Genomic DNA, 21,923 nt, shown 5'->3' on the forward strand with positions numbered 1-21,923 from the left:
CCCTTCTTCTTTGCCGACAATCAACCACCACAGCTTCACCAAACTCGGTGTAGCGGGACGCTCGGTTACTACTCTCCCCCTGGAGGGCGCCGCCTAGAACTCGGCCCAATCCTTGTCGACCGCCGCGTTGCCGCGGCTGAGATACGACTTGGCCGCTACGCGCACCTTGTCCTGCAGCGCCCGGATGCCCTTGGCCGGCGGCTCCATCGCCCGCACCGGCGCGGCGTCGCCGATGCGGAACACCTCGACGATCCGGTCAAGCTCCGTCGCCTGCGCTTCGGTCTGCTCGATCGCCGCGTTGGTTTCCTCGACCAGCGCGGCGTTGTGCTGGGTCATCTCGTCCATGGTGCGGACAGCCGCATTCACTTCCTCGATTGCCGAGGCCTGTTCCTGGCTGGCCCGGGCGATCGAATCCATCAATTCGTTCGACGAGCGCGCCGCCACCAGCATCGCCTCGAGCTTGGCGGCCGCCTCGGCCACCAGCTTCGAGCCGCCCTTCACCTCGCTGCCCGACTGCTCGATCAATACCTTCACCTCGCTCGACGCGCTGGCCGCCGACTGCGCCAGCCGCCGTACTTCCACGGCCACCACGGCAAAGCCCTTACCGGCATCGCCGGCCCGCGCCGCTTCCACCGAAGCGTTGAGCGCCAGAAGGTTGGTCTGGAAGGCGATGTCGTCGATCATCCCGATAATGTTCGAAATCTTGCCCGACGAGTGGGTGATCCGCTCCATCGCCTCGGTCGCCCGGTGCATCACCTGGCCGCCGTCTTCGGCGGTCCGCGTCACCGTTGCCGCGACATTCGACGCGTCCTTGGCCCGCTCGGCATTGGCGAGCACCGTGCCCGACAGCTGCTCCATCGCTGCCGAGGTCTCCTCGATCGTCGCCGCCTGCTTGGTGGTGCGTTCCGAGAGATCATTGGCGCCCGACAGGATCTCGCCCGTCGCGGTCTTCAACGAGCGCGAGGTCTGCTTCAGCCCCATGACGATTTCGCCGAGCTTTTCGGCCACCGCATTGGTGTCGGTCTTGAGCCTGAGGAAGGCGCCCTGGTAGTCGCCGCGCACTCGGTGGGTGAGGTCGGTATGGGCCAGGGCCGCCAGCACCTCGGCCGTCTCGCTCATGCCACGATCGACGGTTGCCACCAGCTCGTTGACCCCATGCGCCAGCGCATTGAGCTCCTGGTCGGGGAACTCCGCCTCGACGCGCTTGGTGAAATCGCCCGATATCGCCGCATCCACCACTTCGCCGAATGCCCGCTGCAGCGTCTGCATCATCTCAGTCCGGTCGGCCCGGCGCTGGATCGAGGCAGCGCGCTCGCCTTCGGTCATCTCGGTGACCTTCAGCGCATTCTCCTTGAACACCTGCACCGCCTTGGCCATATCGCCGATTTCGTCGCTGCGGCCGGCGCCCTGCACTTCCGTATCGAGCTTGCCCTCGGCCAGCGCGCCCATCGTCTCGGTCAACCGGCTGATCGGTTTCGAGATGCTGCGCGAGAACAGCAGGCCCACCACCGCTGCCACTGCCAGCAGGCCCGCGCCGACCAGCAGCATCATGTTGCGCATCTCGGCCACCGGCGCGAAGGCTTCGTCTTCGCTCATCGTGGTGACCATCGCCCACTTGGCGCCGTTGAACTCCACCGGCAGCGCCGTGGCGATCATCCGCATGCCGCGATAATCCGTGGTGACGCCATCCGCCCGATTGCCCGCCAGGGCCGCATCGACCACCGGATAGTCGTAGCTGGCGCTCAGCGTGTCATTGTCCGTGGAGAACACCGAGTCCGACCGCATCAGCTTGTCAGCGCCGACGAGGATGCTCTCGCCGGTCTGCCCCAGATTGGCATTGTCCTGCAGCATCAGGTTGATCGGCCCGATCGGCATTTCGATCGCCATCACCCCGATCAGCTTGTTGCGCGCGTCGAACACGGGTGTTGCGAGAAAGCTCGCCGGCATGCCGGCCACCGCATAAAGGCTCAGGTCCTCGAACGCCACCTTGCCCGGCTCGGTGAACGCCGCGGCACTGCGGAAGGCCCGGCCCAGCCCGCTATCGGCGAGCTCGCCGCCCTCGGCGAAGTTCCGCGCGAAATCGTCGTTCTTCATCACCGAGTAGACGAGGTTGCCCTTGGGATCGAACAGGAACAGGTCCGAATAGCCACGCGCCTCGAGCTGGCGGCGGAAGTTCGGGTGCACCTTGGAGTGGAGGAAATCGTAGTTCCACTTCTTGGCGCCCGGCGCCTGCTGCGGCGTATCAAGCGCCTGCCGTGCACCGGCCGCGTTGGGGTTGTTGTCGATGTAATTGCCACGCAACGTGGCGATGGGGTCAGCGGCGGGCTTGGAGGTGGCGAACTGGCCCCAGCCGATGGCGAAATCGCGCAGCGTCGTCTGCACGCTTTCCGCCGCCGCCTGGTTCACCAGGTCTGCCTCGATGGTTTCGAGATAGGTCTCGAACGACTTCACCCGGTCGCCGGCCGCCATCTGCATCTGCCGGATGCTCATCTGGTCGACGGTGCTCGAGCCGATCAGGTAGCTGGCGATACCGACGCCGGCGCTGACCAGCAGCGCCGAACCGACCAGTGCGAGCGGCAGCTTCTGCGCGATCTTGAATTTTGGGAACCAACCCATCCCGTCTCTCCCCCTCCGATGGCATTGGGGAGAGGACGCCGAAGGTGCGCAGCAATCGCAGCGCCCGCATCACGTCGGCCCTCCCCCAAGGCCGTGCACGACTGCGGCAAAGACTGGCAGCGCCGGATTAATTTCGTGTTACGGAACGATGCGTAGCAAACCCAGCATTTCCAGGCATGTAGTCGATTACATCCACCATCCGGAAAGGCCAGCAAAGGCAAGTGCTTGCCGGAAAAGCAAAGGCCGCCCGGAGGCGGCCTTGCTAGCTTCAGCAGGAGGCTGTGCTTACGACAGCACGCCGATCACCGCCTCGATACGCTTCTTCATGGTCGAAGCATCGAACGGCTTGATGATGTAGTTGTTGACGCCCGACGAAATCGCTTCCTTCACCTGCTCCTTGTCGGAACGGCCGGTGGCCATGATGAAGGGCATGCCCTGCGTCTTGGGGTGCTTGCGGATGACGCGCAGCAGCGTCAGCCCGTCGATATCGTCCATGTTCCAGTCGGAGATGATCAGGTCGACGCTGCTCTTTTCGAGCTTGCCGAGCGCATCGCGTCCCGACTTCGCTTCGACGATGTTGGTGAACCCCAGCTGGGTGAGGATGTATTTACAGATGCCCCGCATGGACTGCTGGTCATCGACGATCATCACACTGACTGCACTTGCCTTCGGCATCGTTACGCTGCGCCTTCTAGCTGCCCGAAATACGCCCGGGTTGCGTATCGTAAAACCCTAGGCACATTCCGTTACCAAACCTTCAATCCGAACCCGCGTTATGCTGCGGATTTGAGCCGAGTGAGCGCTGCCGCGAGCCGCGCCGCGATGCCTTCGACCGGCGCCTGCTCGATCACCGCCCCCTCTTCGAAGGCCACCCGCGGCATGCCATAGACCAGCGCCGAAGCCTGGCTCTGCCCCACGGTGTAGGCTCCTGCCTCGCGCATCAGCTTGAGCCCCCGCGCCCCGTCGCGGCCCATGCCGGTGAGGATGGCGCCCACCGCCATCGGTCCGACAGTCTTGGCCACCGACTCGAACAGCACGTCGACGCTCGGCCGGTGCCCGGACATCAGTTCGTCCTGCGTCACTCGGCACTTGAGCTGGCCCGAGCTGCGCTCGACCCGCAAATGAAAATCGCCGCGCGCCACATAGGCGTGGCCGGCCAGCAGCGGCATCCGGTCTTCGGCTTCCACCACCTTCAGCTCGGTCAGCTCGTCGAGCCGCCCGGCGAAGCGGCTGGTGAACCCGGCCGGCATATGCTGCGCGATGACGATCGGCGGGCAATCGGGCGGCATCTGACTCAGCACCACGCGGATCGCCTCGACCCCGCCGGTCGATGCCCCGATGGCGATCAGCGCACCGGTCGGCGCCGCCGCGGTGCGCACCGGCACCTTGGCTGTCGGCGCCTTCAAGGCACGGCCCTTCACGTCGGAATGGGCGGCCGCCCGCACCTTCTGGCGCAGGTTCTCGCCGAACGCATCGAGCCCGCCCGACAGCGACGCGTTGGGCTTGGCGACGAAATCCACTGCCCCCAGTTCCAGCGCCAGCAGCGTCTCGCTCGCCCCCTTGGTGGTCAGCGTCGAGACCATCACCACCGGCAGCGGATGGAGCCGCATCAGTTTATCGAGAAACTGCAGCCCGTTCATGTTGGGCATCTCGATATCGAGCGTCACCACATCCGGGTTGAGATCCTTGACCTTGGAACGCGCGTCGATCGGATCCTCGGCCGTGCCGACGACGACGATATCGCCATCCTTGCCCAGCGTACGGCTCAGCACCTCGCGAATGAGTGCGGAATCATCGACGACCAGCACCTTGATGCTCATGCTGCGTCCCTCGCCTTCTGCTGTGCGCGTGCCTGATAGATGGTCTTGCCGACCAGCCGGAAATTGGCGCCGCCAGCGCCCAGGTTTTCGGAGTGTCCGATATAGAGAAAGCCGTCCGGCACCAGGATCGCTCCCAGCCGCGCGAACAGTTCGCCCTGCGTCTTCTTGTCGAAATAGATGGCGACGTTCCGGCAGAATACCGCGTCGAACGGCCCCTTCATCGGCCAGGGGTTGTGCATCAGGTTGAGCGGCTTGAAGGCGATCAGCTCGCGCACCGCCATCGGGATCTGCACCTGGCCGGCGCCGGCGCGCTCGAACAGCGAGGCGCGCTCGCGCGACAACCCGTTGAGCTCGGCCTCCGGGTAAACCCCGCCCGCGGCCTTGGCGACGACATTGGTGTCGATATCGGTGGCAAGGATGCGGAAATCCCAGCGCTTCAGCTCGGGGAAGGCCGCAAGCAGGCTCAGCGCGATGGTATAGGGCTCCTGCCCGGTCGAGCAGCCGGCCGACCAGATCCGCAGTTTCGGCCGCCCGTTGGCGCCCATCCGCGGCCGCTGCGCCATCACCTGCCGCACATAGGTCTCGAGATGCTCGAAGTGATGGTCCTCGCGCCAGAACCGCGTCAGGTTGGTGGTCAGCGCGTTGATGAATTCCTGCGCGTCGGCGGGCGTGCCCTGCCGCTCGAGATAATCGAGATAGGCATCGAACGAGTTGAGCCTGAGCGCACGAACGAGCTTGCCCAGCCGCGACACCACCAGGGTGCGCTTGGCCTCCGACAGCGAGATTCCGGCTTCCTGATAGACGCGTGCCTTGACCCGATTGAACTCGCGGTCACTGAGGGCAAATTCGCCCTGATCCATACTGCCCCCTATCGGCCCATTCCGGAGCGGGATCAGGAAAAGTTGCAGACTTTTCCGGTTCGATCCCGCGACCACCTAACAACCTGGAACGGGACACACTTAGGGGTGGCCCGTTCTAGGCCGAGCGTCTGCGCGCCGGGAGTTGCAGGGCTTTCGCCGCTTCCGAGCCGACCGCAGCAACGCTGCCGTCCAGCCGGGCGATGGCGCCGCTGCCCTCATCCAGTGCACCGGCGATCATGTCCGTCTCATTGCTTAGATTCTCTAAATGTCCGCCGAGCCCGGAGAGAATCTTTTTGAGCGATGCCGCTTCCTCGACCGAGGCGCTGGCCTCGCGCCGCGAGGTGCCGACCAGCGATTTGATCTCGCGCGCCGCCTTCTGCGTCGCCTGCGCCAGGGTGCGTACCTCGGCCGCCACCACCGCGAAGCCGGCGCCCTTCTCGCCGGCCCGCGCCGCTTCCACCGCCGCGTTGAGCGCCAACAGGTTAGTGCGGAAGCTCACGTCCTCGATGCTCGACACCATCCGGTCGATCTCGGCCGTGGTGTGCTCCACCCCGCCGACAGAGGCGCTGGTGCGCTGCACGGCGAGCGCCGCATCGGCCGCCAGCGCCACCGCCTGCCGCTCCAGCACCCGCACCGCCTGCGCCTTGGCACGCCCCTTCTCGATGGCGCGCGACGCCACGGTGAGCCCCGCCCGGCTCTGGTCGGCGAGCTCGGCGAGACTGGTAACGCTGGCCCGGTAGCGGTCGATGGCCCTGAGGATCGCTTCCATCTTGGCCTCGAGATGAGCCCGCGCCATCAGCGCTTCCTCGCGCTCGACAAGGATGGCGTTGAGGTCCTGCTCGAACTGCCTGAGCTCCGGCGCCATTGCTCCGGCGCCCATCAGTAAGAGCGCATCGATCTCCTCGCCGCGCAGCAGCTGGCCGATGGCTTTGACCGATTTGTCGAACTGCTCGAGCGCCCCGCCCAGCGCCTTCAGCGCCGGCGAATGCTGCATGCCCCAGTCGTCGAAACGGAACCCGGTGCGGCCGTTGGAGAGCGCGGTGACGAAGGCATCGAAATCGTCGTCGGCGATATGGTAGCCGGCCGGGGTAAACTCGAGGATCGAGCGCCCGCCGCCCAGTTCGCGCCGCTCGGCCACGAAGCGCCGGTCGCCGACGGTGACGATGCTCTCCTCCGCCATGTCCTCGAGCAGCACCCGGCCGCCCAGCACATCGGAGATCAGCCCACCTTCCTCGGCTTTCGGCTCAACCAGCACCAGGCCGGTGCTGACCCCCAGGATCTCGCCATCGGCATCGACCAGTGCCGCCGGCTGCCGCATGCTGCCGAACGCCGCCTTGAAGTTGTAGGCTCGATCCAGCCGCGTGCAGAGGCTCTGCACCACCGCCTCGAGGTTGGTCGCCTCTCCGGCCCGCACCCCGACTGCCTGGCCGATAGCAGTGAGCCGCTCCGAGAACGCCCGATCGGCGCGCAGCCCGACGATCACCGCGCCCGTCGCCGCCGCCGCGGCCGCAACACCCGCCAGCACCGCGCTCACCAGCCCGACGCCGAACAGCAGCACGCCGCCGGCCGCGATCAGCAGAGCGGCAAGCCAGCATAGATTAGCGATGAGCGCCATGCGCAAGCGCTGCACGAATCACCGAGCCCCGGCGGGCCTCCCCAGGCCCTCGCCGCGACCCTAAAACCGGAATGGTTAATCAAACCTATACTTGGGCTGCAGAGCGTAACGACTTGGTAAGGAGCCCCTGGATGTCGCCCTCACCACCGGGCGATCGCCTCCCTCCCCCTTTGGGGCAGGGCTATCGCATATGGCGGCGATGGGCACCTCTAGCCTTCTCCCCTTGTGGGAGAAGGTGCCCGAAGGGCGGATGAAGGGTCCGCGCAACGAAGTGTAGCGCGGCCGGAGCGAAGCGACGGACGATGAGTACGCGGAGAGAACCCCTCATCCGGCCTTCGGCCACCTTCTCCCACAAGGGGAGAAGGCCATCCAACTACTGTCAGTGCTCCATATGCGATAGCCCTGCCCTCAAGGGGGAGGGGAGCTTTCAGAACAGCTCGATGTCGTCGACCACCGGCTTGGTGATGACGCTGCGGCGGCTCGCCGCCACTGCCAGCTCTTCCCTGGCGATCGAAGCGTTGGCGGTGTTGTCGAGCCGCTTGATGAAGGCGCGACCGGAATAGGGCTTGAACATCACCCGGCGCGCATAGGTGCCGCCGAGGTCTTCCTTGGCCATCTCGTAGCCTTCGTTGGCGAGGAACTCGCGCACGAACTCGATGTTCTTGAGCCCGATATCGTCGAGCGCGCCGTTGATCTTGCCGCCACCGAACACCTTGATCTCAAGGTTGGCCTTGCGGCCGGTGCCGCGCGTCAGCACCTTGTTGATCAGCTGCTCCATGGCGAAGGCGCCATAACGTGCCGAAGCGCCATAGCGATCCGCCGCCGAGGCCGACTGCTCGGCGAGCAGGAAATGGTTCATCCCGCCGACATTGGCGACCCGGTCGCGCACGCAGGCCGACACGCAACTGCCGAGCACTGTCGAGAAGGTCAGGTCCACCTCGTTCGACACCAGGCAATCCCCCTGATGTACGGTCGTCACCACACCACGATCGAACTCGGGAGGCAGTGAACTCGACATGACCATAGTGACGTGAGATCCAGGATAGAGCGGCATGTCATCGTTACCGTCAATTCGTTAGTGAAGCGCTAACCAAAAGCCTCGCGTCCACCCTGATGCCCTCGCATTCGCAAGGAGCCATTCAGAAATCCGCGCTAGGGTCCGCTGGCACTACGGGGGTTTTCTCTACATGTCTCTGCAAAGGCTCGCCCGCGAGCTCGATGAAACCGCGCGTCAGACCGCCGGCATGGTGGAAGGCGTCACACAGGCCCTCGAACTACTCGCCGACAAGTCGATCTCGGCCGACGAAGCGCGCCGCGAGGCCGCCCGGATCATCATCAACGCCCTGCAGGGCCAGGACCGTATCGAGCAGCGCTGCCAGAACATGGCGCTCGCCGTCCGCCAGTTCGCCCTCCTGCCCCCCGATGCCCCGCAATCGGTCTATGACGAGATCTGGTCGAGCCTGGTGCTCGACGAGCTGCGCGTTCCCGCCCTCTCCGGCAGCGCCAGCTTTGGCGTGCACGGCGAAGCCGAGCTGTTCTGAAGCGCTTTCACGCTTGAGTTGGGCTCGCCCTGACCCCATCCACCGGCTGTCATCCCAGCGAAGCTGGGACCCCACGGCGAGGGCTCTGCCCTCGTCCGGCTCACAGCCCGTGCCAGCGGATAGTTGGATCCCAGCTTTCGCTGGGATGACACCGGGGGGTACTTGCTTCACCCCGAGCAATCGAAAGTCTCAAACCACCTTGGCGCGCACCTTGTAGCGCGGCCGGTCCCACGCTCCGGTCCGCATCATCTCGCCAAGGATTTCGGCGGCGCGCTTCACCTCGGCGAAGCTCAGGTAGAGCGGCGTCAGCCCGAAGCGCAGGATGTCGGGCTCGCGAAAATCCCCGATCACCCCACGCTCGATCAGCGCCTGCATCACCGCATAGGCCTCGGGATGCCTGAGCGACACCTGGGTGCCGCGGCGCGCCGCATCGCTTGGTGTCGCCAGTTGCAGTTCCGGCGCCAGCCGCCGCACCTCGCTGGTGAACAGCTCGAACAGCGCATCGGCCTTGGTCCGCAACGCCCCGAGGTCGACCCCGTCGAACACGTCGAGCGCCGCATCGAGCGCCGACATCGACAGCACCGGCGGCGTCCCCACCCGCATCGCGCCAATGCCCTCGGCCGGCCGATAGGCCTCGGCAAAGCTGAACGGCGTTGCATGCCCCAGCCAGCCGGTCAGCGGCTGCCGCAACCCCTCGAGGTGGCGCGGCGCGGCATAGACGAAGGCCGGCGCACCCGGCCCGCCATTGAGATATTTGTAGCCGCACCCGACGGCGAAATCGGCATCCGCTCCGCCGAGATCGACCGGAAACGCCCCGGCCGAATGGCAGAGATCCCAGATCGTCAGCACACCGGCCCGCTGCGCCGCCGCCGTCAGGCCAGCCATGTCGAGCCGCGCCCCGGTCCGGTAGTTCACCTCGGTCAGCAGCAGCACCGCGACATCCGCGCCGAGTGCCGCCTCGATCTCGCTGGCCTCCACCAGACGCAGCTCATGTCCCTGCCCCAGCAGTTCCGCGACACCCGCCGCGACATAGGCATCGGTCGGGAAGTTGCCGCGCTCCGAGACGATCACCTGGCGTCCCGGCCGCAGCCGCAGCGCCGTCACCAGCACCTTGAACAGGTTCACCGAGGTGGAATCGGCCACCATCACCGTCTGCGGCGGCGCGCCGATCAGCCGCGCGATCCGGTCACCCACCCGCCCCGGCAGGTCGATCCAGTCATGCGTATTCCAGCTGCGGATCAGCCCCTCGCCCCACTGCGTCGCCACCACCTCGGCCATCCGCCCCTTCACCGCACGCGGCAACGCCCCGAGCGAATTGCCGTCGAGGTAGATGATGCCATCAGGCAGGTCGAACAGGGCTCGCGTACGGGCAAACGGGTCGGCGACGTCGAGGGCGGTGATGTCGGTCATGGCGTGATCAATAGCGGGATGTCCGCTTGGCGCAAGCAGCGCCACCAACTCGATCCGCACCTCCCCCTCGACGGGGGAGGTTGGGAGGGGGTGTGGGGAGCCCCGACGGCCCTGCGCGCGCTGCACACCCCACCCCAGCCCTCCCCGTCAAGGGGAGGGTGTCCGCCGGTGATCGTGGCAGCATGCGGTTACTCCGCCGCCACCGCCTCGTCTGCATGCCGGTGGATCGCACCCATCACCTTGCGGCTCATCGCTTCGTAGCTGCGATCATTGTCGAAGCCGTCGACCAGGCGGAACTCGTGCATGACGAGGATACGGTCGGCCAAAGCCACCATTTCCGGCAGCTCCGACGAGATCAGCAGGATCGCCAGCCCATCATCCGCCAGCTTGCCGATCAGCTCGTGGATATAGGCCTTGGTTTTGATATCGATGCCGACCGTCGGCTCGTCGATGACCAGGAGGTCCACCTTCGCTGCCAGCCATTTGGCCAGCGACACCTTCTGCTGGTTGCCACCCGACAGGTTCCCCACTGCCTGTTCGAGGCTGGGGGTGCGGATTTCGAGTTGCCGCGCAAACGGCTCGGCGGCCTTGCGCTCCCCGGCCGCCGTCTGGAAGCCGAGGACCTTCGCCAGCCGGTCCCAGATGGTCATCGCTACGTTGAAGCGGATCGGGTGCAGCAGCACCACGCCCTCATATTTCCGGTCTTCGCTGAGATAGCCGACGCGGTGCCGCTTCAGTGCCTCTTCGACGGAGCGGATCACCGCCGGCTTGCCGTCGATCGACAGGCTGCCGCCGGTCACCTTGTCTTTCCCGACCAGCGCCCGCGCCAGCTCGGTCCGCCCGGCGCCCACCAGCCCGTAAAGCCCGAGGATTTCGCCGCGCCGCACCGTGAACGAGATATCGCGGTGCCCGGCCGCCGTCGCGACGCCCTTGGCCTCGAGCTTGATGGCGCCGGTTGCCGGCTTGGGCGGCCGCACCACGGCGATGCGTTCGGCCCGCCCGATCATCGCCTCGATCAGCCGGCCACGGCTCATGTTGGCGATCGGCTCGCCGATCAGCGTCGTCTCGCCATCGCGCAGCACCGTCACCCGATCCGAAATCGCCAGCACTTCCTCGAGCTTGTGCGAGACGAAGAGGATCGCGGCGCCCTCCGCCTTCAGCCGCTTGATCAGCGCGAACAGCGCTTCGGCCTCTTCGCCGGTCAGCGAGGCGGTCGGCTCGTCGAGCAACAAGACCTTCGCCTCGTGACTCAGCGCCTTGGCGATCTCCACCATCTGCATCTGCGCGACGCTCAGGTGTCGCACCTCGGTCCGCGTGTCGACCACGAGCCCGATCATTTCGAGATACTTCTTCGCCTCGGCATTGGCCCTGGCGTAATCCACCAGCCCGGCGCGCCGCGGCAGGTTCTCGAGCAGGATATTCTCGGCCACCGAGAAGCGCGGGATCAGGTTGCGCTCCTGGTGCACGGCCGAAATCCCGAGCCGGATCGCGTCGCGCGGGCTATTGAGCGAAATCTCGGTTCCGTCGAGCAACAGCCGTCCGCCATCCGGCCGATGCACCCCAGTGATGATCTTGATCAGCGTCGATTTTCCGGCGCCGTTCTCGCCCATCAGCGCATGCACTTCGCCCGGCTTCAGCTCCAGCGACGCATCCTTCAGCGCCCGCACGCCGGGGAACGACTTGCTGGCCTTGTCGACCGTCAGCGCCATCAGCTCTCTCCCACCCTGACGGCGCGATAGCGGTTGAACCACACCGCGGCGAGGATCAGCGCCCCGAGCAGGAACTGCACCCAGTACGGGTCGACCTTCACCAGCACCATGGCATTCTGGATCAGCCCGATCAGCACCACTGCCAAGAGCGTCCCGACGATCGAAATCGCCCCACCGGCCAGGCTCGCTCCGCCAATGATCGGCGCGGCGAACGAGATCACCAGCCAGTCCGACCCAATGGTGGGCTGCGCCGAGCCGAGCTGCGCTACTGCGAGGATGCCCGCCACTGCCGCCAGCAGCCCCGACAGCACATGCGCCGAAATGATCGCCCTGGGCACCGACACGCCGCTCAACTGCGCCGCGGGCGCGTTGCCACCCACCGCCAGCATGTGCCGCCCGGGCACCGCCCGCGAAAAGAACAGCGCCAGGACAACCGTAACCAGCAGCGGCACGATCAGCAGCAGCGGGAACAGTCCGAGCCGCCCATTGCCGAACGCCACGAAATCGGCGGGCAGGTTGTAGAACGGCACCGCCTTGGTGATCCCGAGGTTGATACCGGCGAAGGCCGAAGCCGTCGCCAGCGTCACGATGAAGCCGTTGATGCCGGTCTTCACCGTCAGCCAGCCATTGACGAAGCCGGCTGCTCCGCCCGCCGCCACCCCGATCATGATCGCCGGCAGTGTCGGCACGCCCAGTGCATCCATCAGCCCGCCGGTGACCACCGCCACCAGCCCGCCCAGCGCGCCGACCGACAGGTTCATCTGCCCGACGCCCAGCATCACCATCTGCGAATAGGCGACGAGCAGCGACACGCAGATCGAGCGCAGCAGCACGAACAGGTTGAACTCGCTGAGGAACGCCGGCGCGCTCAGCGCCAGCGCGATGCCGCCGGCAATGATGCCGACGAGGATACCCGACCATTGCAGGCGGAAGAACGATCTCATAGCGCTCGCCTCGCCTGTTCGCGCGCCACATAGGCGGCGCGGCCGCGCTCGATCAGGATCGCCGCGAGGAGGAACGCCCCGAGGAACAGCGGCAGCCAGAAATTGCCGATCTCCAGCACCAGGAGCCCCGAGCGGATAGTCGACACCAGCAGCGCCCCGAGAATGGTGCCCACCACCGAGACGATGCCGCCCGACAGCGCCGTGCCGCCGATCACCGGTGCGAGGAAGCTCGGCAGCAGCCAGTCATCCCCCGCCACGGCCGGCATCGCCGCCGCCAGCCGCGAGGTCAGCATCAGCGCCGCCGCTGCGGCGAGCGCCCCGGACAGCGCATGGACGAAGACGATGGTCCGATCGACCGGAATGCCGCTCATCTCGGCGGCCCGCGCATTGGCGCCCACCGCGAGGATCTGCCGGCCCAATGTCGAATGCTTGAACAGCAGGTAGAGCCCGAGCCCGATCGCCAGCGCCACCACGGCGAGGCTGGGGATCGCCGGAATGCTGCCGAACGCCGGCCCGACGGCGCTCTTGCCGAAGGCGCCGAACTCCGGCGGCAACCCGTTGAGCGGCACTGCCTTGGTGAGGATCAGCATGCCGCCGGAAAACAGGCTGGCGCTCGCCAGCGTCACCACGAAACTGTTCACCCCGGTCTTGACGATGGCAAAGCCGTTGAGCCAGCCGAGGAAGGCGCCGAGCGCCAGCGTACCGGCAATCGCCACCGGGATCGGCAGCCCCAGCACCTGCATCAGGTAGCCCGAGAACATCACCGCGCAGACCCCGATCGCCCCGACCGAGAGGTTCATCCCGCCGGTCGCCAGCACCACCATCTGGGCGAAACCGACGACGATATCGACGGCGACCGAACGCAGCAGCGAGTTGAGGTTGAACTTCGACAGGAACCCCGGCGCCAGGTTAGCGAACACCGCCCACAGCACCACGAGGATCAGGAACAACCCGACCTGCGCCGAGCCGCGGAGCAGGAACGAACTGATCGTTCGGCGGGGGGCCGGATCCATGGCCGAGGCTGAACTCGGGCGAGGCTCGGCGTCAAGCGCAGAGGTCATTGCGGGTACTCTATGGGGCACGGTCTCTCAGTCGGTGCCTTCTCCCCTTGTGGGAGAAGGTGCCCGAAGGGCGGATGAGGGGTCTCTCTCCGCGCACTCAATCGCTCGTCGCTTCGCTCCGATCGCGCAACACTCTGTGTTGCGAACCCCTCATCCGGCGCTGCGCGCCACCTTCTCCCACAGGGGGAGAAGGTAAACCGCACCATCCAGCGTCAGTCATCACGAGCAGCTGAGGAACTTGTCCTTGAAGCTTGCCTGCAGCTCGCCGGTCAGCTTCTTCAGGTCGTCCTTGTAGCTCTCGATATTGGCGGAGCTGATCAGCAGCGTGCCGGAGTCGATGAACTTGGCCGTCTGCGGCGTGGTGATGAACGGCGCATCCGCCTTCACCGTGCAGCCTTCGGCCAACAGGTCCACTGCATAGGCGCCGATATAGCCCTGGCCATAGGGGTTCTGCGCCATGGTGCCGGCAACGAAGCCGTCCTTGATGCCATCGAGCACGATCTTGTCGTCGTCGATGCCGATCAGCTTGATCTTCTTGTCACCGAGGTTTTTGAGCGCAGTGGCTGCCACCACCGAGGAAATGTAACCGGTGGCGATCATGCCGCCGATCTGGTCCTTCTGCGCGGCGAGCAGCGCGTTGATCTTCTGGTCGCCCTGCTCCTGGTTGTCGGTATCGCCCAGCGTCTGCAGCAGCGTTACCGCACCATTGGTCTCGGCCACCGCCTTTTCCACCGCCTGGACGCGCAGCGTGGTGTTGGGGTCGACGAGGAGCCCGGCGAGATGCACCACCGCGCCCTTGCCACCCATCGCCTCGATCAGCGCCTTGGTGCCGAGATAAGCCGAGGCATAAACGTCGGTTGCCATGCAGAACGCCGTATCGGTCGGATCCTGCGCGCAGCCGCCCAGCGCCACCGCCGGAATGTCATTGGCCTTGAGTTCCGCGACGGTCGAGTTGACGCCCACCGCATCGCCGGGGAAGTAGCCGAAGCCGGCATAGCCCTGCGCCGCGAGGCTCTCGAACAGCTCGGTCTGCAGCTCCAGCTTCCATTCGGCCGGCACTTTGTATTCGACCGAAGCGATGCCGAAATCCTTCTGCGCATCCGCCGCCGCCTGTTCCCAAGGGGCGAAATACGGGTGCGGACCGCCCGGCACCAGGGCAATCTTGTTGTCCGACGCCATGGCGGCGAGCGGCGACAGCGCCACGCCCAAGGCCAGACCCACGGCGAGCGCGCCGCGCATACGGGTAACCTGCATGATCTTCTCCCTTTGTCGGTGGATGCCTCCCGATCCTCCCCGGGCAGCATACACGCTGGCCAAGGCGTAACACTAACGCATATCGCATGCAATATTCTTTTCATTGACTTTCGTCGCACCTCTGCTGTTATGGCGCCCGTCTTCGACGTCAGGGAGGGGGTGCGTGGACCATTCTGACGGCGGGCGCCCCAACCGGTCGCGCCTACGACCCGAACTGCGCGAGATGCTCGAAGCCGCCGAGCACGCCGGCACGCTCAGCAACGACCAACTCGGCGTGGTGAGGGCCCGTGCCGCCTCCGAGCTCAGCCTCGCCGGTCACTGGGATCTGAAGGACGACCTCGCCCCGCCGCTCAGCTTCACCCTCGGCGATCCCGCCATCCGCTGCCGCCTCTATCGCGGCGGATGCGAGCCGGGCACTATCCTGTTTCTCCACGGCGGCGGCTGGGTGGTCGGCAGCCTCGACACCCATGACGGCGCCGCCCGCGCCCTCGCCAGGGCTGCCGGCTGCGGCCTGCTCTCGGTCGAATACCGCAAGGCGCCGGAGCAGCCGTTTCCGGCCGGTCTCGACGACGCCGAGACGGCACTCCGCTGGGTGATCGCCGAGGGTGCCGGGCTCGGCCTCAGCAGCGAACGCATCATCCTCGCCGGCGACAGCGCCGGCGCCAATATCGCCGCCGCTTTGGCACTGCGGGCCCGGGACCATGGCATCACGCTGGGTGGCCAGATGCTGATCTACCCGGCGACCGACCTCGCCCACGAGAGCCCCAGCGTCGCCGAATTTGCGTCAGGCTTCTTTCTCTCCCGCGCCACGCTGCGCTGGTACATCGCCAACTACCTCTCGGGCGCCGACCCCACCCATCCGGAGGCCTCGCCGCTGCTCGCCCCCGACCTCACCGGCCTCTGCCCCACCCTCCTCGTCACCGCCGACCACGACCCGCTGCGCAACGAAGGCCGCGCCTACGCCGCCCGCCTCACCGCAGCCGGCAACGTCGTGACGTTCCACGAATGGCCCGGCACCACCCACGGCTTCATGATCATGGCCGGCATCACCCCAGCCGCGCGGGAGCTGATCGGTGTGATGGGGGAGTGGGCGAGGCAGGTGTGGGGGTGACCTATCCAGTGCTCTCTGCCCTCGCCCCACCCACCGGCCGTCATCCCGACGAAAGTCGGGACCTACTGCTCGAACAGTTGGATCGGCACGAAACCGACCGGTCCATCACAGCAAGGTTGGCCAGATCGCGCGGGCGGACAGGCCGGAGCACTGGGTCCCGGCGTTCGCCGGGATGACGGCCGGTGGATTAGGGGCCAATCGCAATGCTCGCCGCCGCATACGACTTTAGTATTATGCTTTTCTTAGACTTTGGTCTAATAAACGCCGATCCTGCCTTGACGCTGGATAACCTCCCGCCGAAGGTGCCGCCCACAAGCGGGGCTTCCCCGCGACAGGGACGAGGAACCTTCATGGCACCAGTAACCATCAACAAGGCCGGCAAGCACTATGGCGGCTTCGAAGCGCTGAAGGGCGTGTCGGTCGACATTTCCGATGGCGAGTTCGTCGTGCTCGTCGGCCCGTCGGGCTGCGGCAAGTCCACGCTGCTGCGCATGATCGCCGGCCTCGAGGAAATCACCTCGGGTGAGATCGGCATCGGCAACCGCGTGGTCAACGACCTGCCGCCCAAGGAACGGGACATCGCCATGGTGTTCCAGAACTATGCGCTCTACCCGCACATGACGGTGGCGCAGAACATGGGCTTCTCGCTGAAGCTCAAGGGCGTGCCGAAGACCGAGATCAAGGCCAAGGTCGATCGCGCCGCGCAGATCCTCGGCCTCGAGAAACTGCTCGACCGCCAGCCGCGCCAGCTCTCCGGCGGTCAGCGCCAGCGCGTCGCCATGGGCCGCGCCATCGTGCGCGATCCGCAGGTCTTCCTGTTCGACGAGCCGCTGTCCAACCTCGACGCCAAGCTCCGCGTGCAGATGCGTTCCGAAATCAAGGAGCTGCACCAGCGCCTGAAGACCACCACCATCTACGTGACCCACGACCAGGTCGAAGCCATGACCATGGCCGACAAGATCGTGGTGATGCGCGATGGCATCATCGAGCAGATGGGCACCCCGCTCGATCTCTACGATCGTCCGCTCAACACCTTCGTTGCCGGCTTTATCGGCTCGCCCTCGATGAACTTCATCAACGGCGCGGCTGCCGATGGCGGCTTCAAGACCACCGACGGCATCCTGCTGCCGGCCGTCAATGTCCCGGCCAGCGCCGCTGTCTACGGCATCCGTCCTGAGCATCTGCACATCGATCCGAACGGTATCGAGATCGAAGTCGTGGTGCTGGAGCCGACCGGCTCCGAGACCCAGGTCATCGGCCGCCTCGGCACCCAGTCGATCAACGGCATCTTCCGCGAGCGCATCACCGCGCAGCCGGGTTCCAAGATCAAGGTGGCGCCGGATCTGTCGGTCGTCCACCTGTTCGACAAGGACGGCAAGCGCGTCAACTAAGCGCTGCGAATGCACCAAGGCCGCCGTGGGAAACTACGGCGGCCTTTTGCTGTCTGGTGACTGTGGCTCCACCCCACCCAGCTACGCTAAGCCGCTGACGCGGCCAGCTGCGCTACCCTCCCCATCAAGGGGAGGGAGAGGATGAAGCCGAGAGTCTGCAGTCGGCTCTCCCTCCCCCTTGTGGGGAGGGTAGCGCAGCTAGGCGAAGCCGTAGCGAAGCTGGGTGGGGGTGGGCCCCACGCACCAGAACCCGACCTAATGCCCCCGCTGCCCGATCAACCGCGAGCGCAGCGCATTCGACAGGTTGTCGAACACAAACACCACCATCAGGATCAGCAGCACCATATAGGCCACCTTGTCCCAGTCGGAATTGGTGCCCATCGCCTCGAGCAGTTTCAGCCCGATGCCGCCTGCGCCCACCGCGCCGATCACCGTGGCCGAGCGGGTATTGCTCTCCCAGAAATACAGCGACTGCGAGATGAACACCGGCAGCACCTGCGGCACCACGCCGAAGCGGTTGACCACCGTCGGTGATGCCCCGACCGACTTGACGCCCTCGCGCTGCCGGTCATCGACGTTTTCCAGCGCCTCGGCATAGACCTTGCCGAGCGCACCGGCATCGGTGAAGAAGATCGCCGCGATCCCCGGGATCGGCCCGGGGCCGAAGCCGCGGGTGAAGAACAGCGCCCAGATCAGCATGTCGATCGAGCGCAGGAAGTCGAAACCCCGCTTCATCACCCAGTTCACCGGCCGCGACCGCGTGATGTTGCGCGCCGCGATGAAGGCCAGCGGAAAAGCGAACAGCGTTGCGAGCAGCGTGCCGACAAACGCCATCACCAGCGTCTGCAGCAGCTTCGACAGAATGTCGCCATGCTGCCAGACCCCGTTGTTGAGGAAATCCCTCACCGCCGTATCGAAGTTCGAGCGCGCCGGATCGATCCGTTCGGCGCTGAACATCAGCTGGATCACTTCGAGCGGGTTGCGTCCCCAATAGGCCGAGTGCGTATCGAACCAGAAATTGGCCCAGCCGAGGAACCGGCGCTGCACATAGACCTGGTTGGTGCGGACCTCCGCCTGCCCGGCAAAGCCATAGTCGACGACCACCTTGCTGCCGTCCTGCTGCACGGCCCGTGGCGCATCGGCCGGGGCGGTGACGCTGTCGGCGCCGATAGCGATCTCATGCGGGTTGCCGCCGACATAGGCGACCACCAGGTTGGGCGTCACCTCCAGCCGGTCGCCGGCGCCACCGAAGGTCACCGTCATCGAGCCATCCTCGTGCGGTGTCAGCCAGTCGATCCGGGCATCCCTAGGATACTGCCCGCGGCTCGACCAGGTGGCGGTGACTTTGCCGTCGGCAACCTTCAGCCGCGGCTGCGCCCGCCACGAATACCAGTCCTGCAGGTAGAGCGCTGCCCGGTCCCATTTGCCGTTCTCGAAGGCCGGACCGACGTTGAAGAACGCATAGCAGAAGCCGAGATAGAGCACCGTGACGACGAGCCCGATCAGCAGCGCCCAGCGCTGCCACCACGGCTTGTGCAGCACGGCGGCATGGGTAGCTTTCAGCCGGGCACGGTCGCCCGCGTCCATTGTGAGCCCGTTCGACATCACGCTGCTCCCCGTCCGAATTCGAAGGCCTGGTTGCCGACCAGCCGGCGCCGCAGCCAGCCCGAGAACTGGTCGACGGCGATGATGGTGACCAGCAGCAGGATGATGATGGCGTAGGTCTTGGCGGCTTGGTTGTTGCCGATCGACAGGCGGAACGCCTCGCCGATGCCGCCGCCGCCCACCGCGCCGATAATGGTCGAGGCGCGCACGTTGATCTCGGTGCGCAGCAATGTATAGGAGACGAAATTCGGCAGCACCTGCGGCAGCATGCCGAAACGCACCCGCTCGAGCCAGGTGGCGCCGACCGCCCGCAGCCCCTCATCGGGCTTCATGTCGGCATTCTCGACCACTTCGAAGAACAGCTTTCCGAGCGCCCCGATGGTATGGAGCGACACCGCGAAGATCGCCGCGATCGGCCCGATCGAGAGGATGGCGGTGAGCAGGCCCGCAATGACGATCTCGGGGAAGGCGCGGAGAATTTCCATGATCCGCCGCACCACGAAGCGCACAGCGCCGGCGCCGACGAGGTTGGTGGCGGCAAAAAAGCAGAGGCAAAACGCCAGGCCACCGCCGATGATGGTCGAGACGATCGCGATGTTCACCGTGACCATCAGCTCGTAGATGAAATGCGGCACATACAGCGTGTCGGTGAAATACATCCGCTGCGAGGTGAAATCATACTTCATCGAGCCGTCGGCATAGGGCGAAGGCTGGTCGAACATCGCCCGGAAAATTTCCAGCGGATCGTTCGGTACGAAGCTGCGGAGAAAATCTAACAGGTAGGGCAGCCGCTCGAAGAACTTGCCCGAGTTCGCCGCGTTGGCGAAGTTGAGCGACAGGGCCAGCACGATGGCAAACACCACCAGTGCGATGATGGAATAGACGCGCCGGGTGCGGATCTGCTGGCGATAGTGACCGTAGACTGTCCGGGTCGCGTCGCTGATGCCGCCGGCTGGATCGTGCGCGATATGCGCCATGCCCTGCTCCTGATGTCGAAACGGCGGCACCTCTGGGGTACCGCCGTTTCCATTCATTGGGTGTTGGATCAGTCGCCGATCACGGACTTACGGGCGGCTACGATGGTGTCGTAGAAGGCCGGCTCGACTTCGACATAGGCGGTGTTTTCGCCGCCGGTGAAGCCCTGGAAGCAGGCGAGGTCCTTGGCCGGCAGCTCGAGGAAGAACGCCTGGATCTTGGCCTTGAGATCTTCCGGCAGCTTGTTGGAGACCATCAGCGGGCCGTTCGGGATCTGCGGCGAGCGCCACAGCTCGACGATATCGTCGGTGTCGAGGATGCCCTTCTCGACCATGGTGTGGAGGTTACCGGTGGTGTAGCCCTCGGCCCATTCGCCGACGCCCGAACCGAAGGTGGTGCCGGCATCCCAGGTGCCGTCGAGCACGCCGAGAACCAGGTTCTCATGGCCGCCGCCGAAGCCGGTCTCGCCGAAGAACTCGGCCACCGGACCGCCGATATCGGCCGGCAGCGAGACGTTCGGCACGAGGTAGCCCGAGGTCGAATCCGGGTCGGCGAAGCCGAGCTTCTTGCCCTTGAGGTCGGCGAGCTTGGTGTAGCCCTTGTCCTTGCGGGCAACCAGCAGTGAGTAGTAGCCGGTCGAGCCGTCGGCGCCGGCAGTGGTCAGGATCGGATCGACTGCGGCCGGGTCCTGCAGCACGATGGCGGCATAGGACGAAGCGCCCATCGAGGCGATGTCGATGGTGCCGCCGAGCAGGCCCTGGATCACCCCGTTATAGTCGGGCGACGGGAAGATCTGCACTTCCGGCACGCCGGTCGTGACCTTCAGGCCCTCGGCGACGCATTCGGTCTTGCGGATCTGGTCGGCTTCGTTCTCGGAACCATCGAGACCGATGCGGAGGACCGAGACATCCTGCGCGAACGCAGTGCTGGTCATGGTGAGGGCGATGCTCGCCATCAGGACGTTACGGATCGCGGACATGGAAGTCTCCTTTGGTGACGCGATTGGCTTTCCGCCACCTGTCGCGCCGCGCAAGCAGGCGGCTGACCGGCAGGAGCGGAAACTCTGAAATCTCAGTTAGGCAGGCCGGCCGAAGCGAGCGGGGCCTCGAGGGCGCCCGCCGGCAACTCGGCGTGCTTCTTCTTTTTCCTCTTGGGGACGATGGCCTCGAGGCTGGTCGAGGTCATTTCCTCCGAGAAGGCTTCTTCGAGGCCATCGGCGCCATAGAGCTCACGCGCCACCTCGGTGGTCAGTTGCTCGGGCGTGCCATCGAACACCACGCGGCCGGCCGACATGCCGATGATCCGCTCGCAATAGGCGCGGGCGGTATCGAGGGTGTGGAGGTTGGTGATCACCGTGATCCCCTGCTCTTCATTGATCGCCTGCAGCGAGTCCATGACGATCTTGGCGTTGCGCGGATCGAGCGAGGCGATCGGCTCGTCGGCAAGGATCACCTTGGGCTCCTGCATCAGGGCCCGGGCGATGGCAACGCGCTGCTGCTGGCCGCCGGAAAGCGTCTGCGCCCACTGGCTGGCGGTCTGCGCGATATCGAGCCGCTCCAGTGCCTTGAGCGCCAGCAACTGCTCTTCCTCGGAGAAGATCTGGAGGAGGCTCATGATGGTGTTGCGGCGGTTGAGCCGGCCGAGCATCACGTTGGTGATGACGTCGAGGCGCGGCACCAGGTTGAACTGCTGAAAGATCATGGCACAGTCGCGCTGCCAGTCACGCAGTGACTGCCCGCGCAGCGACGAAACTTCGAGGCCGCCGAATTCGACGCTGCCTTCGCTGACATCGATCAGCCGGTTGATCATGCGCAGCAGAGTGGATTTGCCGGCGCCGGAACGGCCGATGACGCCGACCATCTGACCGGCGGGGATTTCGAGGTTGACGTTGTCGACCGCCACCTTGGCGCCGAAGCGACGTGTAACCTTGGAAATCTTCAGCATGCGCACGAACCCCGTCCAATCGACGGGGCCAACTCGTAAGGCGGCTACACGAAGCGTGCGTGAAGGT

The 21,923-nt window shown here is 65.7% G+C and carries 18 protein-coding genes; 3 read left to right on the forward strand and 15 right to left on the reverse strand.

Going from position 1 to position 21,923, the window contains the following annotated elements; all coding sequences use genetic code 11:
• Positions 1-93: 93 nt before the first annotated feature.
• From ASC89_RS29065 to ASC89_RS26150, 6 genes are all read right to left on the reverse strand, one after another.
• Positions 94-2,616, reverse strand: a complete 2,523-nt coding sequence (locus ASC89_RS29065) for a methyl-accepting chemotaxis protein (protein WP_056003532.1) — start codon at positions 2,614-2,616, stop codon at positions 94-96.
• Between the two features lie 285 nt (positions 2,617-2,901).
• Positions 2,902-3,291: a response regulator gene (locus ASC89_RS26130; protein WP_055886854.1), complete on the reverse strand. Its 390-nt coding sequence runs from the start codon at positions 3,289-3,291 to the stop codon at positions 2,902-2,904.
• 98 nt (positions 3,292-3,389) lie between these two features.
• Complete coding sequence (locus ASC89_RS26135; protein WP_056003535.1) at positions 3,390-4,436, reverse strand: chemotaxis response regulator protein-glutamate methylesterase; 1,047 nt, start codon at positions 4,434-4,436, stop codon at positions 3,390-3,392.
• Positions 4,433-5,296, reverse strand: a complete 864-nt coding sequence (locus tag ASC89_RS26140; protein WP_055886862.1) for a protein-glutamate O-methyltransferase CheR — start codon at positions 5,294-5,296, stop codon at positions 4,433-4,435. Before ASC89_RS26140 ends, ASC89_RS26135 begins: the two co-directional genes overlap by 4 nt.
• Before the next feature lie 115 nt (positions 5,297-5,411).
• Entirely contained in the window at positions 5,412-6,911 is a 1,500-nt protein-coding gene (locus ASC89_RS26145) for a methyl-accepting chemotaxis protein (protein WP_056003538.1), read from the reverse strand.
• Between the two features lie 427 nt (positions 6,912-7,338).
• Entirely contained in the window at positions 7,339-7,860 is a 522-nt protein-coding gene (locus ASC89_RS26150; RefSeq protein WP_056003541.1) for a hypothetical protein, read from the reverse strand.
• A gap of 238 nt (positions 7,861-8,098) precedes the next feature.
• Here ASC89_RS26150 and ASC89_RS26155 point away from each other — a divergent pair, with 238 nt between their 5' ends.
• On the forward strand, positions 8,099-8,452 hold the full coding sequence (locus ASC89_RS26155; protein ID WP_055886871.1) for a hypothetical protein: 354 nt from the start codon (positions 8,099-8,101) through the stop codon (positions 8,450-8,452).
• 189 nt (positions 8,453-8,641) lie between these two features.
• On the opposite strand, the gene kynU is transcribed toward ASC89_RS26155, so the two are convergent.
• The 5 genes from kynU to ASC89_RS26180 all read right to left on the reverse strand — a co-directional run bounded on the left by kynU (position 8,642) and on the right by ASC89_RS26180 (position 14,830).
• The gene (gene kynU, locus ASC89_RS26160) at positions 8,642-9,862 is read right to left on the reverse strand and encodes a kynureninase (RefSeq protein ID WP_056003543.1); all 1,221 of its coding nucleotides are present in this window, start codon (positions 9,860-9,862) and stop codon (positions 8,642-8,644) included.
• 188 nt (positions 9,863-10,050) lie between these two features.
• Positions 10,051-11,571: a sugar ABC transporter ATP-binding protein gene (locus ASC89_RS26165; protein ID WP_056003546.1), complete on the reverse strand. Its 1,521-nt coding sequence runs from the start codon at positions 11,569-11,571 to the stop codon at positions 10,051-10,053.
• Positions 11,571-12,515, reverse strand: coding sequence for an ABC transporter permease (locus tag ASC89_RS26170; RefSeq protein WP_056003548.1), 945 nt, complete (start codon positions 12,513-12,515; stop codon positions 11,571-11,573). Before ASC89_RS26170 ends, ASC89_RS26165 begins: the two co-directional genes overlap by 1 nt.
• Positions 12,512-13,576 carry an ABC transporter permease gene (locus ASC89_RS26175; RefSeq protein ID WP_244488560.1) on the reverse strand — a complete coding sequence of 355 codons (1,065 nt, stop codon included), beginning with the start codon at positions 13,574-13,576 and terminating at the stop codon, positions 12,512-12,514. Before ASC89_RS26175 ends, ASC89_RS26170 begins: the two co-directional genes overlap by 4 nt.
• 219 nt (positions 13,577-13,795) lie before the next feature.
• On the reverse strand, positions 13,796-14,830 hold the full coding sequence (locus ASC89_RS26180) for a sugar ABC transporter substrate-binding protein (RefSeq protein WP_056003554.1): 1,035 nt from the start codon (positions 14,828-14,830) through the stop codon (positions 13,796-13,798).
• 163 nt (positions 14,831-14,993) lie between these two features.
• On the opposite strand from ASC89_RS26180, the gene ASC89_RS26185 reads away from it, so the two are divergent.
• Together ASC89_RS26185 and ASC89_RS26190 are read left to right on the forward strand one after the other, a co-directional pair.
• Positions 14,994-15,941 carry an alpha/beta hydrolase gene (locus ASC89_RS26185; protein ID WP_056003557.1) on the forward strand — a complete coding sequence of 316 codons (948 nt, stop codon included), beginning with the start codon at positions 14,994-14,996 and terminating at the stop codon, positions 15,939-15,941.
• Between the two features lie 350 nt (positions 15,942-16,291).
• Entirely contained in the window at positions 16,292-17,332 is a 1,041-nt protein-coding gene (locus ASC89_RS26190) for an ABC transporter ATP-binding protein (RefSeq protein ID WP_055886894.1), read from the forward strand.
• A gap of 255 nt (positions 17,333-17,587) precedes the next feature.
• On the opposite strand, the gene phnE (ASC89_RS26195) is transcribed toward ASC89_RS26190, so the two are convergent.
• The 4 genes from phnE (ASC89_RS26195) to phnC all read right to left on the reverse strand — a co-directional run bounded on the left by phnE (ASC89_RS26195) (position 17,588) and on the right by phnC (position 21,856).
• Positions 17,588-18,937: a phosphonate ABC transporter, permease protein PhnE gene (gene phnE, locus ASC89_RS26195; protein WP_056003560.1), complete on the reverse strand. Its 1,350-nt coding sequence runs from the start codon at positions 18,935-18,937 to the stop codon at positions 17,588-17,590.
• Entirely contained in the window at positions 18,937-19,914 is a 978-nt protein-coding gene (gene phnE, locus ASC89_RS26200) for a phosphonate ABC transporter, permease protein PhnE (protein ID WP_056003563.1), read from the reverse strand. The genes phnE (ASC89_RS26195) and phnE (ASC89_RS26200) overlap by 1 nt, the downstream gene beginning before the upstream one ends.
• Positions 19,915-19,982: 68 nt before the next feature.
• A complete protein-coding gene (gene phnD, locus ASC89_RS26205; RefSeq protein ID WP_056003566.1) occupies positions 19,983-20,891 on the reverse strand; it encodes a phosphonate ABC transporter substrate-binding protein in 909 nt (302 codons plus the stop codon).
• 92 nt (positions 20,892-20,983) lie between these two features.
• Entirely contained in the window at positions 20,984-21,856 is an 873-nt protein-coding gene (gene phnC, locus ASC89_RS26210; RefSeq protein WP_056003569.1) for a phosphonate ABC transporter ATP-binding protein, read from the reverse strand.
• Positions 21,857-21,923: the final 67 nt, after the last annotated feature.

This window comes from Devosia sp. Root413D1, from assembly GCF_001425235.1.
Taxonomy (GTDB): Bacteria; Pseudomonadota; Alphaproteobacteria; order Rhizobiales; family Devosiaceae; genus Devosia_A.